The organism is Streptomyces sp. NPDC001100 (assembly GCF_053598575.1).
Map to the genome: position 1 here is coordinate 87968 of NZ_JBSFKO010000026.1, position 13964 is coordinate 101931.

The 13964-nt window shown below is 70.9% G+C and carries 12 protein-coding genes; 7 read left to right on the top strand and 5 right to left on the bottom strand.

Annotated elements, in window-relative coordinates:
* The first annotated feature begins 24 nt into the window (after positions 1–24).
* Entirely contained in the window at positions 25–852 is an 828-nt protein-coding gene (locus ACWDEW_RS31950; RefSeq protein ID WP_450517352.1) for an alpha/beta fold hydrolase, read from the top strand.
* Between the two features lie 7 nt (positions 853–859).
* Here ACWDEW_RS31950 and ACWDEW_RS31955 read toward each other — a convergent pair whose 3' ends face one another.
* Positions 860–1321: a universal stress protein gene (locus tag ACWDEW_RS31955; protein ID WP_362977598.1), complete on the bottom strand. Its 462-nt coding sequence runs from the start codon at positions 1319–1321 to the stop codon at positions 860–862.
* An 88-nt stretch (positions 1322–1409) separates the two neighbouring features.
* On the opposite strand from ACWDEW_RS31955, the gene lysX reads away from it, so the two are divergent.
* A complete protein-coding gene (gene lysX, locus ACWDEW_RS31960) occupies positions 1410–4688 on the top strand; it encodes a bifunctional lysylphosphatidylglycerol synthetase/lysine--tRNA ligase LysX (RefSeq protein ID WP_450517354.1) in 3279 nt (1092 codons plus the stop codon).
* A gap of 91 nt (positions 4689–4779) precedes the next feature.
* The gene (locus tag ACWDEW_RS31965; protein ID WP_450517356.1) at positions 4780–5619 is read left to right on the top strand and encodes a polysaccharide deacetylase family protein; all 840 of its coding nucleotides are present in this window, start codon (positions 4780–4782) and stop codon (positions 5617–5619) included.
* A 39-nt stretch (positions 5620–5658) separates the two neighbouring features.
* Here the strand turns inward: ACWDEW_RS31965 and ACWDEW_RS31970 are convergent, their stop codons facing one another.
* On the bottom strand, positions 5659–6330 hold the full coding sequence (locus ACWDEW_RS31970; RefSeq protein ID WP_450517359.1) for a class F sortase: 672 nt from the start codon (positions 6328–6330) through the stop codon (positions 5659–5661).
* 332 nt (positions 6331–6662) lie between these two features.
* Between ACWDEW_RS31970 and ACWDEW_RS31975 the strand changes: the two genes are divergently transcribed.
* Complete coding sequence (locus ACWDEW_RS31975) at positions 6663–7166, top strand: hypothetical protein (protein ID WP_450517361.1); 504 nt, start codon at positions 6663–6665, stop codon at positions 7164–7166.
* Positions 7167–7262: 96 nt separating this feature from the next.
* Here ACWDEW_RS31975 and ACWDEW_RS31980 read toward each other — a convergent pair whose 3' ends face one another.
* The 3 genes from ACWDEW_RS31980 to ACWDEW_RS31990 form a co-directional block, all read right to left on the bottom strand.
* Positions 7263–7811 carry a hypothetical protein gene (locus ACWDEW_RS31980; RefSeq protein ID WP_450517362.1) on the bottom strand — a complete coding sequence of 183 codons (549 nt, stop codon included), beginning with the start codon at positions 7809–7811 and terminating at the stop codon, positions 7263–7265.
* 234 nt (positions 7812–8045) lie between these two features.
* Positions 8046–8810: a bestrophin-like domain gene (locus ACWDEW_RS31985; RefSeq protein ID WP_450517364.1), complete on the bottom strand. Its 765-nt coding sequence runs from the start codon at positions 8808–8810 to the stop codon at positions 8046–8048.
* 16 nt (positions 8811–8826) lie between these two features.
* Positions 8827–9435, bottom strand: a complete 609-nt coding sequence (locus ACWDEW_RS31990; RefSeq protein WP_450517366.1) for a hypothetical protein — start codon at positions 9433–9435, stop codon at positions 8827–8829.
* Positions 9436–9755: 320 nt separating this feature from the next.
* On the opposite strand from ACWDEW_RS31990, the gene ACWDEW_RS31995 reads away from it, so the two are divergent.
* From ACWDEW_RS31995 to ACWDEW_RS32005, 3 genes are all read left to right on the top strand, one after another.
* A complete protein-coding gene (locus ACWDEW_RS31995; protein ID WP_450517434.1) occupies positions 9756–10667 on the top strand; it encodes an SCO0930 family lipoprotein in 912 nt (303 codons plus the stop codon).
* 339 nt (positions 10668–11006) lie between these two features.
* Positions 11007–11819: an SAM-dependent methyltransferase gene (locus ACWDEW_RS32000; protein ID WP_450517367.1), complete on the top strand. Its 813-nt coding sequence runs from the start codon at positions 11007–11009 to the stop codon at positions 11817–11819.
* Entirely contained in the window at positions 11816–13960 is a 2145-nt protein-coding gene (locus tag ACWDEW_RS32005; RefSeq protein ID WP_450517368.1) for a putative bifunctional diguanylate cyclase/phosphodiesterase, read from the top strand. Before ACWDEW_RS32000 ends, ACWDEW_RS32005 begins: the two co-directional genes overlap by 4 nt.
* Positions 13961–13964: the final 4 nt, after the last annotated feature.

Consider the following 13964-nt stretch of genomic DNA (forward strand, 5'->3'; position numbering starts at 1 on the left):
TCCAAAGATGACACCTTGGTTGTCATGACAGCTGCTTCGGAACTTGCTTCGAACCTGAGCTTCTTCGCATCTGCCGACGGGGACCTGGCCTACCTCGACGTGGGCACCGGCGACCCCGTGGTCCTCCTCCACTCCGGCTTCGCCGACCACCGCGTCTTCGACGACCAGATACCGGCCCTCGCCTCCGACTTCCGCGTCATCGCACCGGACATCCGCGGCCACGGCTTCTCCGCCAACGCGAGCAGGCCGTTCCGCTGGGCCGACGACCTCGCGGCACTCCTGCACCACCTCGACCTGGGGCCCGCCGTCCTGGTCGGCCTGTGCATGGGCGCGGCCGTCGCCACCGACACCGCGCTGGAACACCCCGAACTGGTCCGGGCGATCGTCGTCTCCGGCGCCGGCACCAGCGCGTTCGAGTACAAGGACGCACGACTGCTGGAGCGTCAGTCCCGGATCGGACAGCTCCTCGACGCCGGAGACATCCCGGGCTGGCTGGACATGTTCGCCGAGGGAGTGGCGGGCCCGCACCGCACGGTCGACGACGTCGACCCGTCCGTCGTCCAACGCCTGCGCGACCTGACCACCCACACACTCCTCAAGCACACGCCCGGTGAGAAGGACTGGTACGTCCCGCTGGGCGACCCCTGGCCGCGCGTCCCGGAACTCGACGCCCCGGTCCTCGCCATCCACGGCGCCCTCGACTGGCCCGACAGCCTCGCCATGGCGGACCGCTTCGTCCGCACGGTCCCGAACGGCCGGACCGCGACGATCGAGGGCGCCGCCCACTACCCGAACATGGAGAAGCCCGAGGAGTTCAACACGATCCTCGGGCAGTTCCTGCGCTCCCTCTGACGGCTCCTTACGGCACCACCGTCACCGGCCACCGCCCCGCCTTCACCAACCGCACCGCGACCGACCCGACGATGCGGTGGCCGGCCTGCTCGGAGGCGCCGACGATGACCGCGTCGGCCTTCAGCTCGTCGGCGGCCTTCACCAGGCCGCCGTAGGGGTCGCCACGGAACGTGTGGAACTCCCAGCGGATGTCGAATATCCCCTTCACCCGCTCGGTCTCGTGCCGGATCTGGGCGACCAGGTCCTCGGCGATCTCGTCGGTCGTCTCGGCGACCGGTGCGCCCATGGCCGCGCCCGCCGCCAGTACCGGCTGCACGTACACCATGGCCAGCAGCGCGTGCTGCCGCCGGGCCAGGCCCGCGGCATAAGCCGCCGCGCGCAGCGAGGACTCGGAGCCGTCCACCCCCGCCACGATGACCTTCGGCCCGTCCGTGCCCCGCTCGAACTGAGTTGAGTGCTGTTCCGTCACGGCTGTGAGGCTATCGGAACCCGCAGGTCCCGAACTTGACCGGGAGTTCGACGGGCGCGCGGCCCGCCCTGTTCCTACAGTCGGAACCATGACTGCCACCGTGGAGGGCACCAGGGTCAAGGACACCAAGGCTCCGATACGGCCGCCCGGCAACGGCTTCCTCAGCAGGGTGCCCGAGGGCTTCGCGACCTTCTTCGGCGCGCTCGCCCTCCTCTGCGTCCTGCTGGCCTTCATCGCCCCGCTGCGCCGCGTGCTGCGCCCGTGGGTCCGCTTCCTCGACCTCCTCATCGTCCCCGTCAGCGCCAACCTCGCCTACGCGGTCTTCCTGTTCCTGCTGGCCGCCGCGACCGCCGCCCGCAAGAAGATCGCCTGGTGGCTGGTCGTCGTCTATCTGGGCCTGCTGGTCCTGACGGACATCCTCGGTGTGGCCCTCGGCCTGTACGCCGAGTCCCTCCCGTCCCTCGTCGTCTGCGCCCTGCTGCTGGTCCTGCTGATCGTCGCCCGCAGGCAGTTCTACGCCGCCTCCCGCCGCGCGGCCGTCCGACGGGCCCTCGCCGTCCTGTTCGCGGGACTCGCCGTCGCTATCCTGGCCGGCTGGGGGCTGGTCTCCCTGTTCCCCGGCACCCTCCCCGAGAGCCAGCACCTGGGCTGGGCCGCCGACCGGGTCTGCGGCGGACTGGTCTCCGGCCGCTCCTTCGACGGCCGCCCGCCCCGCGCCCTGTTCTTCCTCCTCGGCCTCTTCGGCGCGCTCGCCCTCCTCAACGCGGCCACCGTCCTCTTCCGCTCCCAACGCCTCGAAGCTGCCCTGCACGGCGACGAGGAGGACCGCATCCGCGCCCTCCTGAAGGCCTACGGCGGCCAGGACTCGCTCGGCTACTTCGCCACCCGGCGCGACAAGGCCGTCGTCTTCTCGCCCAGCGGCAAGGCCGCCGTCACCTACCGCGTCGAGGCCGGTGTCTGCCTCGCCAGCGGCGACCCGGTCGGCGACCGCGAGGCCTGGCCGCACGCGATCGCCGCCTGGCTCGACCTGGCCCGCCGCCACGCCTGGGCCCCCGCGGTGATGGGCGCCTCCGAGGACGGCGCCCGGGCCTTCGCCCGCGCCGGGCTCGGCGCCCTCCAACTCGGCGACGAGGCGATCCTGCACGTCGCCGGCTTCGACCTCGCCGGACGCGACATGCGCGTCACCCGCCAGGCCGTGAGCCGGGTCCGGCGCGCCGGTGCCACCTGCCGCATCCGCCGCCACGCCACCCTCACCGACGCCGAGATGGAGGAGATCGTCGACCGCGCCGACGCCTGGCGCGACACCGAGACCGAACGCGGCTTCTCCATGGCCCTGGACCGCCTCGGCGACCCGGCCGACGGCGACTGCCTCCTCGTGGAAGCACTGGGCGAGGAAGGCAAGTTGCTCGCCGTGCTCTCCCTCGTCCCCTGGGGCACCGACGGCGTCTCCCTCGACCTGATGCGCCGCGACCGCACCGCCCCCAACGGCGTCATGGAGTTCATGGTCGCCGAACTCTGCGCCACCGCACCGAAGTTGAGCGTCCACCGGATCTCCCTCAACTTCGCCGTGTTCCGCTCGGCCTTCGAGGAGGGCGCCCGCATCGGAGCCGGCCCGGTGCTCCGTCTTTGGCGCCGGCTCCTGCTGTTCTTCTCCAAGTGGTGGCAACTGGAGGCCCTTTACCGCTCCAACGCCAAGTACCACCCCGAGTGGTACCCCCGCTTCATCTGCTACGGCGAGACCGCCTCCCTGGCCAGGATCAGCCTCGCCTCCGGCATCGCCGAGGGCTTCGTCTCCGTACCGTCGCTGCGCCAACTCTGGGGAAAGGGGCACCCGAGGAGCGGACAGCGGCCCGCGACCACCGCAGGGTTGCCCTCCCTGTCGGCGCTCGGCCTCGACGGAGGGGACGAGGCCGGGACCGACGGCCCGGACAGCGGCCTGCCCGAACAGGTCCGCGTCCGGCACCGCACCCTCGACCGCCTGATCGCCACCGGCACCGACCCCTACCCCGTCGGCGTCCCGCAGCGCACCCACACCCTCGCCGAGATCCGCACGGGGGACCAAGTCACCGTCGCCGGACGGGTGATGAGGGTGCGAGACCTGGGCGGCATCGTCTTCCTCACCCTGCGCGACTGGTCCGGCGACCACCAACTCGCCCTCACCCGCGCCGAGTCGGGCCCCGGCCTCGACCGTTTCGTCACGGACACCGACATCGGCGACCACATCACGGCCACCGGCCGCGCGGGCACCAGCGACAAGGGCGAGCCCACCGTCTTCGTCACCTCCTGGCAGCTCACCGGAAAATGCCTGCGCCCCCTGCCCGACAAACGCCGGGGCCTCACCGACCCCGAGGCCAAGGTCCGCATGCGCTACCTCGACCTGGTCGCCAGCCCCGCCGCCCGCGACGTGGTCCGCGCCCGCTCCACCGCCGTACAGGCCCTGCGCCAGGGCCTGTTGGAGCGCGGCTACCTGGAGGTCGAGACCCCGATGCTCCAGCAGATCCACGGTGGCGCCAACGCCCGCCCCTTCACCACCCACATCAACGCCTACGACCTCGACCTCTATCTGCGCATCGCCCCCGAGCTGTACCTCAAGCGGCTCTGCGTGGGCGGCCTGGAGAAGGTCTTCGAGATGGGCCGCACCTTCCGCAACGAGGGCGTCTCCTACAAGCACAACCCCGAGTTCACCATGCTGGAGGCCTACCAGGCGTACGCCGACTACGACGTGATGCTCGACCTCGCCCGCGAGCTCATCCAGGGCGCGGCGACCGCCGCCTTCGGCTCGCCCGTCGCCCGCAAGGACGGCGAGGAGTACGACATCTCGGGCACCTGGCCGGTCAAGACCGTCCACGGCGCGATCTCCGAGGCGCTCGGCGAGGAGATCGACGCCGGCACCGAACTGGCCCGCCTGCACCTGCTGTGCGACCGCGCGGGAGTGCCGTACGGCGTCGACGACGGCCGCGGTGACGTCGTACTGGAGATGTACGAGCGACTGGTGGAGGAGCCGACCCTGCTGCCCACCTTCTACAAGGACTTCCCGACCGACGTTTCCCCGCTCACCCGCCAGCACCGCACCGACCCCCGGCTCGCCGAACGCTGGGACCTGGTCGCCTTCGGCACCGAACTCGGCACCGCCTACTCCGAGCTGACCGACCCCGTGGAACAGCGCCGCCGCCTCACCGCCCAGTCGCTGCTGGCCGCCGGGGGAGACCCGGAGGCGATGGAGCTCGACGAGGACTTCCTCGACGCCCTCGAATACGCGATGCCACCCACCGGAGGACTCGGCATCGGAGTCGACCGACTGGTCATGTTCCTCACGGGTCTGACGATCCGTGAGACGCTGCCGTTCCCGCTGGTCCGCCGCCGCTGAGCGCGCGAGCGCTGGGCCGGGCGGGTGTTTTCCTGCCGCCGCTCCGGTGTTGCCGTGGGGCGGTGGTGTCCGTCCGGGCGACTGATGAGTCATGAAGAAGGATCAGTCGCTCACGCGCCGACGGGCCCTGCTCGCCGGCGCCGCTGCCGTCGGGGCGGCCGGCACCGCCGGTCTGCTGTACTCCGGACTCTCGGACGACGCCCCCGTCAAGGCGGCCGCCCCCGCCGCCGGACCCCCACCGCGCCTCGCACGCAGGCCCTCCTCCTACCGCCTCCAGCCCGTGGCCGGCTACGGCGCGCCCCACACCACCCTCGCCCACGTCCCGGTACGGCACGAACCCTTCCTGCGCATGTCCGGACGCGGCAACACCATGGTGCTCACCTTCGACGACGGACCCGACCCCCGCTACACCCCGCACATCCTGGACACCCTCGCCGAGTACGACGTCCGCGCCACGTTCTTCGTGTGCGGCGAGATGGCCGACTGGAACCGCGACATCCTGGCCCGGATGTCCGACGAGGGCCACGTCGTCGGCAACCACACCTGGTCGCACCCTCTGCTGACCAAGCTGACCCGCGGTCAGATCCGCTCCGAGATGGAACGCACCAGCGACGTCATCGAGGACGCCTACGGGGAACGGCCCCTGTGGTTCCGCGCGCCCTACGGAGCCTGGAACCGGGCCGCCTTCCAGCTCGGCTCCGAGCTGGGCATGGAACCCCTCGCGTGGACCGTCGACACCCTCGACTGGGACACACCCGGCGTCCGCCACATCGTCAACGCGGTCGAGGACGGCGCCGCCCCCGGCGTCGTGGTGCTCTCGCACGACGCCGGGGGCGACCGTACCCAGAGTGTGAGGGCGCTGCGTGAATATCTGCCGCACCTGCTCGACTCCGGCTATCACATGACGCTGCCGCGCCGCCGGACCACTTGACGGGTCGACGGTTCTTCGCCCGCCCGGCCGGGGAAACGCTCAGCGCACCTCGACCAGGCGGGCGAAGACGACGACGTTCCCGTCGTAGCCGTTCTGCTTGGAGAAACCGCCCCCGCACGTGATGACGCGCAGTTCCGGAGTTCCCTTCGAGGCGTAGACGCGATCGCCGGGGAAGTTGCTCTTCTCGAAGACCTCGATGCCGTAGATCTCGAATACGGCCGTCTTTCCGTCCTTGCGCTCGACCTCGACGCGATTTCCCTTCTTGAGGGCCCCGAGTCCGTAGAACACGGCGGGGCCCATTTTGTTGTCGACATGGCCGACGACGACCGCCGTGCCCTTCTCGCCGGGCGAGACGGCCCCGGTGAACCAGCCCGCCAGGTTCGGGTCCTCCGGCGGCGGCGCGCCGACCCAGCCGTCCGCGTCCAGGCCCACCGGCATGACCGGGGCGTCGACGCGGATCGCGGGAATCCTCACCCGGTCGGCGACGGAGTACGGGAGCGCGGCCGGGGCCTTGCCGAAGGTACCGACGCCGGTACGGCTGTCGGCTGCCGCCGCCGACGCCGGCTGCGGCGGCCCCACATCGAACTCTCCCGAACCATTCCGAATGAGCGCGAGACCGGTCAGCAGAACAAGCGCTATCACTCCCCACGGGGCGCGCTTCCTCTGCCGCTCCTCCTCTTCGGCAAGCTCGGACAGCTCGGACGCAGACATTCGCCATCCCCTCTCGACGCGGCCGTCGCCACGTCAATCGCGCATACGAGAACGCTAAGTCCCGAATACGGAACCGGCGACGGGGCAGGCGCGAACGGGTGGCCCGGTCATCCTTATGTGCGCCATATGAGGAGAGGGCGACAGGAATTTTCTGACGGTCCGTGACCTGCGGCAATATCCGATTGTCCGGTTCTCCCTCGGCGTGTCCCCTCACCAGGACGGACCATTCCCGAAATGCGGGCGCGTGCAAGGCATCTGAGGGTGCGTCTGGGAGGCGTTTTCTCGCCGATCGACCGGGGACGGGTCCCGGGGCGCCTTCCGCGGAGGATGACATGCGTACAACTCGTGCCCTGGCTGCCGCCGGTGCCGCGGTGGCCGTCCTGGGGCTCGCCGCCCCGGCGGCCCTCGCGGACGGCATGGGGGAGAGCCCCAGCAACATCGTCGCCCTGCCCAGCGTGATCGCCCGCGGCGGCCAGCTGACGGTGACGGTCGACGGCTGCTTCACCGGCGCCACCGCCAACTCGCCCGGCTTCGAACGCCCCGCGAACCTGTCCTCGCTCGTCGGCGGGGCCGGCCAGACCGCCAGCGGAACGGCGCGGATCAGCAGAAACGCCGGACCGGGCCCGTACAGCATCACCGTGCGCTGCCGGAACGGTTCCGTGCTGACCCGGGACTCCGCCTACACCGTCATCGGCGGTGTCCGCGGCGGTCTCGGCGGCAGCAGCAGCGCCGGGGCGACCCCGACCGACATGGCGATCGGCGGCGGCCTGGTCGCCGCGGCCGTCGTGGGCGGCGGGGTGTTCTGGATGCGCCGCCGCAGCGAGCGCGCCCTCTGACCTCCTCCCCCTTCGGAGGCCGTGGCGCACGGAACAGGCCTTCGCCCCGGACCCTTTCGGGTTCCGGGGCGAAGGCCTGTGCGGGTGGTGGTGCGGTCAGGCGCCGTCCTCCCCGGTACGGCGACGGGAGAAGTGGTACGCCGCCCCGACCGAGCCCGCGATGAGGGCCGCGCCGATGCCGAGCTCCTTGAGGTCGAAGCCGGCGATGCTGCCGCCCTCACCGGCCCGTACCCCTCGGGGCATCTGCTGCGCCGGCTGGAGCGGCTGGATGTTGTTGTTCGTGCGGCCGGAGGCGATGGTCAGACCCGTGGAGCCGCTCTCGCCGTTGCACGTGAACGTCACCTGGTACACCGCGCCCGGCCTGGCGTCCCAGTCGACCATCGCGGTCGCGGAGGACTGGCCCGGCGAGATCCTGACGGTGTCGAAGACCCCGGAGGAGACCGTGACGGAGCCCCGGCAGCCGCCGCTGTCGCGGTCGACCTGAAGGGTCACCTGACCGCCCGCCGCGATCGTCGAGGGCAGGACGCTGAAGCCGAACGGCGTGATGTTGTGGTTGCCGTCGCCCTTCGCGACGGCGGCCGGTGCCGAGAGGGCGAGGGCGCTGATGCCCAGCAGTGCGGCCGAGGCGACGCGTATCGCGCGCATGGTGGTTCCTCCGGGTCCCCGAGGAGCAGCCGCGGACCTTTTCCGCTGGCGCCGTAAATGCACCTCGATGTCCGAAACGCTAGGAACATGTGTGCGCTCCCGCGATCCCAGTCGCGCGAATGGGGCAACCGTGTGGGCCGCACAGGGGACGCGGTTCCTGCGACCGGGGGACGGCCGCGGCGTGGCGGACGTACCCCGGCGGCTGATCCGTCGGCCGGTCCCGGTGAGGGGCCGTCAGTCCTTGATGTGCGGGAAGAGGTTCAGGAACGGCTGCGCCGAGGCCGTGATGCCACGGCTGTAGGGCGCGTCGAAGTCCCAGATCAGGAACAGCAGGAAGGCGATCAGTGCAGAGAACAGCCCGGCGAGGACCAGCTCCCGTGTCGTACGCCGGATCTGCAGCGCGAAGACCATGCCGATGGTGATCACCGCCCCGGCCAGCAGCCCGAACCACACCACCGCCGGCATCGTCGCCCCGGTGGAGTCCGCGCGGGCGCTGCGGGCCAGGTCGGCCGCGGCGACCTGCTCGACGAGAGGCTGGTAGGCCTGCGCCTCGAAGTCCGTCTTCGGCTGGTAGTCCGTGACATCCGCGCGGATGCGCTCCAGGAGGTCGGTGCCGCGCTGGGTGAGCTTCTGGTGGTCCGCCATCGTCTTCCACTCGGTGTTGACGACCTGTGAGACGTAGGCGTCGACATCCGCCCGGATGCGATCGCGTTCGTCCGGCGGATAGTGACGGACCCGCTCCGAGATCTCGTGCAGCGCCTGCGCCTCCGCCTGCACATGGTCCTGGGCGGCGCTGCGGGCCTCCCAGACACCGGCGATCGCCAGACCCAGGACGATGGCGTACACCACGCCGATCCACATCGTCATGTACTCGATGACGTCCGGGGTCTCGCTGGGGTCCTCGTCCTCGGACGCCGCGCGTTCGCGCAGGAAGGTGACGATGACGACGACGACACAGGCCGCCGCCATCGCGAGGGCGAGAACAAGCCATTCCGACAAGGGGTTCCTCCGGGGATCAGCGCGGACGCAGCGCGGCGATGGCGACCACCGCGGGCAGGGTGATGAGCAGGACGTAGACGACCGGCGGCGTCCGGCCGGTGGAGGGTCGGGGGTGCGGTTGGGCGTGGTACTTCGGATAACTCACCGGAGTCGCCGCGGGATGCGGGGCGGGCCTCGGCTTGGGCGTCGGTTTCGGCGGCGGAGTGGGTGTGGGCGTGGGGGCGGGCCGGGGCAGCGGAGCCGCGGGTGCCGGGCGGGGCGCAGGAGCGGGCGGCGGAGGCGTGGGTTTCGGCGTGGGCCGGGGCTTCGGGGTCGGCGTCGGCCTGGGCGTCGGAGTCGGAGTGGGGGTCGGCTTCGGAGGGGGCGGCGGCGTCGGCTTCGGCGGCGGGGTGGGTGTCGGCGAGGGGCAGGGCGGCGGCGGGGTCGGCTCCGGGCAGGCCGGGGGAGTCGGCCACGAGTCGCCGGCCACCGCCACCGCCTGCGTGCCGTCCGGCCCGGTGGAGGCGTACGCGCACGCGTCGGCCGCCGCCGGGCCCGCCGGTGCGCCCGTCAGCAGCCAGGTGAGCGTCACCAGGGTCAACACCCTTGCGGCGAGGGCGGTTCGGGTCGGTTCGGGTCCATGCACGACGGAGATCATGAGGCCTCGCGGGGCCGCGCACGCGGGAGCGCGAGGGGATTGCCCCGAAGGAGTGGACGGCGCTGTGCGACGGTTTGACGATCCGACTGTCGGAGGTGGCCGGATGCGTACGCACATACGACGCGACTGCCGTGTCACAGGTGTCGGAAAGAAATTTGTGCGGCCGTTGAACACTTCCGTGGTCCCCACCCGTACCTAGGACCGTGCGGCGGCACAGACGGGCGCTGCAACATCCAGGTGATTATGGGGAGTTGACGATGAAGACCTCCTGGCGGAGCGCCTCACTCGCGGCGACGGCCGTGTCCGTCATGGCGTTGACGGCGGCGTGCGGTTCGGAAAATGTGGCCACACCTTCCTCTGCGGCACAGAACGTCGGTGCCACGGCGGCGGCCGGAGGTTATGGCAGCGTGGGGGCCGCCACGTCGAGCCCCAGCACCGGCGCGGGCAACGGCTACGGCGCAGACGGCCAGCAGGCCGCGGCGGCCGAGCCCGCGGGCCAGCTGACCGTTGCCAACAACCCCGACCTCGGCAAGGTGTTGAGCGACGGAGCGGGTCTCACCCTCTACCGCTTCGATGCCGACACGGCCAACCCGCCGAAGTCCAACTGCAACGGCGACTGCGCCACCGCATGGCCGCCGGTGCCCGCCGACGACGCCACCGCCGGTGCCGGTATAGACAAGTCCCTGCTCGGCGAGGTGACCCGCGCCGACGGCACCAAGCAGCTGACCATCGGCGGCTGGCCCGCCTACCGCTACGCCAAGGACGTCAACGCCGGTGACGTGAACGGTCAGGGCGTGGGCGGCAAGTGGTACGCGCTCGCCCCCGACGGCAAGAAGGCGACCCTCGCCTCGCTGCCCGGTCTCTCCGTCCGCAAGGACGCCAAGCTCGGTGACATCGTCGTCGACAAGAACGGCCACACGGTCTACCGCTTCCTCAAGGACAAGGCATGGCCGAAGTCCGTCTCGAACTGCCTCGGCGCCTGCGCGGAGAAGTGGCCGGCGGTCGGCATCGTCTCGGCGAACGACACCAAGGGCGTGCAGAAGAAGGGCCTGATGGGCTTCACCCGGCCCGACGGCGTCAAGCAGATGACCGTCAACTGCTGGCCGATCTACACCTTCTCCGGTGACACGGCCGCCGGACAGACCAACGGCCAGGGCGTGGGCGGCACTTGGTACGCCGTCTCACCCGAAGGAAAGCCGGTCGGCGCGCCCGCGGAGTAGCGAGAACCTCCCCAGGGTTGATCGCCCCCCGCCCACTCGGCAACGGATACGCGGAAGGGAGGGACGCGGGCAAGCGACAAGAGTGCCGAACACAGCAGCGCGTACGACCACAGGTCCGCCCCCTCCGCACCGCACGGAGGGGGCGGGCCGCTTTGGCATTTCCCGTACAGCAATTCCGGCATTCTGCGCGCCTCTCCGCGTGTCCCCGCACGTCAATTCGGCACGTGCCGTGGGCAGTGACCGGGAACGGACGGTCAATTTCCGTTTCCGCTCGCTCCTTTGGCGGGCGATCAGTAGCCTCAGCTCGAACACCGGATCGCCTAAGCCTTGGAGAGATACATGGAGCGTCCCGCCTGGGCACCACGAAGCATCGACATCTCGGTGCCGAGCGTTTCGCGTATCTACGACTACTACCTGGGCGGTTCGCACAACTTCGAGGTCGACCGGGAGGCGGCCCGCAAGGCCATGGAGTTCCTCCCGGGACTTCCCAAGATCATGCAGGCGAACCGGGCGTTCATGCGTCGCGCCGTACGCTTCGCGGCGGTCGAGGGCATCACCCAGTTCCTCGACATCGGCTCCGGAATTCCCACTTTCGGAAACGTCCACGAGGTGGCCCAGCAGGCCAGCCCCGGCGCCCATGTCATGTACGTCGACCACGACCCGGTGGCGGTCGCGCACAGCCAGGCGGTCCTCGCGGGCAACGCGACCGCGGACGTGGTCGCGGCCGACCTCCGCAAGCCCCAGGAGATCCTGGCGAGCGCCGAGGTTCAGCGCCTGATCGACGTGAATCGGCCAGTGGCCCTCCTGCTCGTTGCCATACTGCACTTCGTGGAAGACGCGGACGACCCGTACGGAGCGGTGGCACAGCTGCGTGACGCACTCGCGCCCGGCAGCCTGCTGATCCTCACGCATGCCTCGTACGAGGGAATCCCGTTGCCACCGGAGCGGGCGGAGGGCGCGGTCGACGTGTACAAGGACATTCGCAATCCGCTGATCATGCGCTCGCGCGACGAGATCGCGCGGTTCTTCGAGGGGTACGACATGGTGGAACCCGGACTGGTGCCGATGCCGGACTGGCGGCCCGACACCGCACCGGAGGACGATGATCCGTTTTCCTTCTCCGGTTTCGCCGGCGTAGGACGCACGGCGTGACCGCGGAGCCGGACGGGCCGGAGGACAGACTGCGCAGGTTCGCGACCATCTGGAGCCGGGCGGTGTTCCCGGCGACGTCGACCTCGCTCACCCGGCCGGAGTTCGAGGAGCTGCTCCTGCCGCTGGCACGGCGGTTGAGCGAGGCGCTGCGCGCCAGGACCTTCGAGGCCGAGGAGGGCAAGCAGGTCGGCGCCGCCCTCGTCGCCGCGCACTGCACCGACCCCGACGCCCTCAGCCGCACCCTGGAGTGCGTCGACGCCTATCTGGTGCTCTACTGCGGCGGCGACGGCTCCCAGGAGGACCTGAGGATCCGCTCGGCCCGCCTCCAGCACGCCATGGCCGCCGGCTTCGCCCAGGAGCTGCGCGAGCGCACCCTCGCCGAACAGGAGGCCATCTCGGTGGCCGCCCTCCAGGCCCAGGGCGTCGTCGCGCAGGCCCTGCACGCGACGGAGGCCCGCTTCCGCGCGGTCTTCGAGGGCGCGGCCATAGGGATCGGCATGGCCGACCTCGAAGGAAACATCCTCCAGGTCAACGGCGCGCTGCTGCGCATGTTCGGGATCTCCGACCAGACCATGGGCGGACGCAACGTCCGCGAGTGGACCCACCCCGACGACGCGCCCCAGACCTGGACCCTCTACGACGAACTCGTCCGCGGCGAGCGCGAGCACTACCACGTCGAGAAGGCGTTCTACCGGCCTGACGGAACGGTCCTGTGGACCAACCTCACCGTCTCCCTGCTGCGCGACGCCGACGGCAACCCGCAGTACCAGCTCGCTCTCATGGAGGACACCACCGAGCGCCGGCTGCTGAACCTGCGGCTGCGCTACGAGGCCACCCACGACGCCCTCACCGGCCTCCCCAACCGCACCCTGTTCTTCGAACGCCTGGAGAAGGCGCTCGGCGCGGGCGACAACCAGCGGTTCGGGCTGTGCTACCTCGACCTCGACGGCTTCAAGACCATCAACGACAGCCTCGGCCACGCGGCCGGCGACCGGCTGCTCGTCGAGGTCGCCGACCGGCTCCAGTCCTGCGCGACCGCGCCCGGCGAGATGGTCGCCCGGCTCGGCGGCGACGAGTTCGTGGCGCTGACCACCGGCCCCGACACCGAGCGCGAGGTCGACGAACTCGCCGGCCGCATCATGAACGCGCTCATCACCCCCGTCAGCATCGACGGCCGTGACCTCACCGTGCGCGGCTCCATCGGCATCGTCGAGGGACCGGCCGGCGAGCGCGGCCCGGCGGAGGTGCTGCGCAGCGCCGACATCACGATGTACCGGGCCAAGTCGGCGGGCGGCAACCGCTTCGAACTCGCCGACCCCGAGGCCGACGCCCGCGCCATCACGCGCCACGGTCTGACCACGGCACTCCCGGCCGCCCTGGACCGGGGCGAGTTCTTCATCGAGTACCAGCCGCTCGTCCATCTCGGCGACGGCAGCGTCCGCGGCGCCGAGGCCCTCGTCCGCTGGCTGCACCCGCAGCACGGCGTCCTGGGCCCCGACCGGTTCATCCCCCTCGCCGAACACACCGGCCTGATCGTGCCGTTGGGCCGCTGGGTCCTCGACCAGTCCGTCCGGCAGGCCAAGCAGTGGCAGGAACGACACGGCGGCAACGACGCCACCGGCCCGCTGCGCATCAACGTCAACCTCTCGCCCTGCCAGCTCAGCCACCCCGGCCTGGTGCAGGACACCGTCGACATCCTGGAGCGCGCGGGCGTCAGCCCCGACGCCCTCTGCCTGGAGGTCACCGAGTCCGCGCTCATCGGCGCCGACGACGACCTGCTCAAGCCGCTGAGGCGCCTCGCCGAGATGGGCGTCGACATCGCCCTCGACGACTTCGGCACCGGCTACTCCAACCTCGCCAACCTCCGCCGCCTGCCGGTGAGCATCCTCAAACTGGACCGCTCCTTCACCCAGGGCATGCAGCAGTTCCCGGCCGACCCCGTCGACCTCAAGATCGTCGAGGGCATCGTCTCCCTCGCCCACAGCCTGAACCTCGCGGTGACGGTCGAGGGCGTCGAAACCGGCGCGCAGGCCGAGCAGTTGCGGATACTCGGCTGCGACACGGCCCAGGGCTGGTACTACGCCCGCCCCGGCCCGCCGGAGCGGCTGCACGAACTGGCGCTGGTGGACGCGACGGGCTGAGCGA

Excerpts from the sequence above, each read along its gene's own strand:
- ACWDEW_RS31965 (WP_450517356.1), top strand. The coding sequence starts at position 4,780 with ATGAAGAAGGATCAGTCGCTCACGCGCCGACGGGCCCTGCTCGCCGGC.
- lysX (WP_450517354.1), top strand. The coding sequence starts at position 1,410 with ATGACTGCCACCGTGGAGGGCACCAGGGTCAAGGACACCAAGGCTCCG.
- ACWDEW_RS31980 (WP_450517362.1), bottom strand. The coding sequence starts at position 7,811 with ATGCGCGCGATACGCGTCGCCTCGGCCGCACTGCTGGGCATCAGCGCC.
- ACWDEW_RS31970 (WP_450517359.1), bottom strand. The coding sequence starts at position 6,330 with ATGTCTGCGTCCGAGCTGTCCGAGCTTGCCGAAGAGGAGGAGCGGCAG.
- ACWDEW_RS31995 (WP_450517434.1), top strand. The coding sequence starts at position 9,756 with ATGGCGTTGACGGCGGCGTGCGGTTCGGAAAATGTGGCCACACCTTCC.
- ACWDEW_RS31975 (WP_450517361.1), top strand. The coding sequence starts at position 6,663 with ATGCGTACAACTCGTGCCCTGGCTGCCGCCGGTGCCGCGGTGGCCGTC.
- ACWDEW_RS31950 (WP_450517352.1), top strand. The coding sequence starts at position 25 with ATGACAGCTGCTTCGGAACTTGCTTCGAACCTGAGCTTCTTCGCATCT.
- ACWDEW_RS32000 (WP_450517367.1), top strand. The coding sequence starts at position 11,007 with ATGGAGCGTCCCGCCTGGGCACCACGAAGCATCGACATCTCGGTGCCG.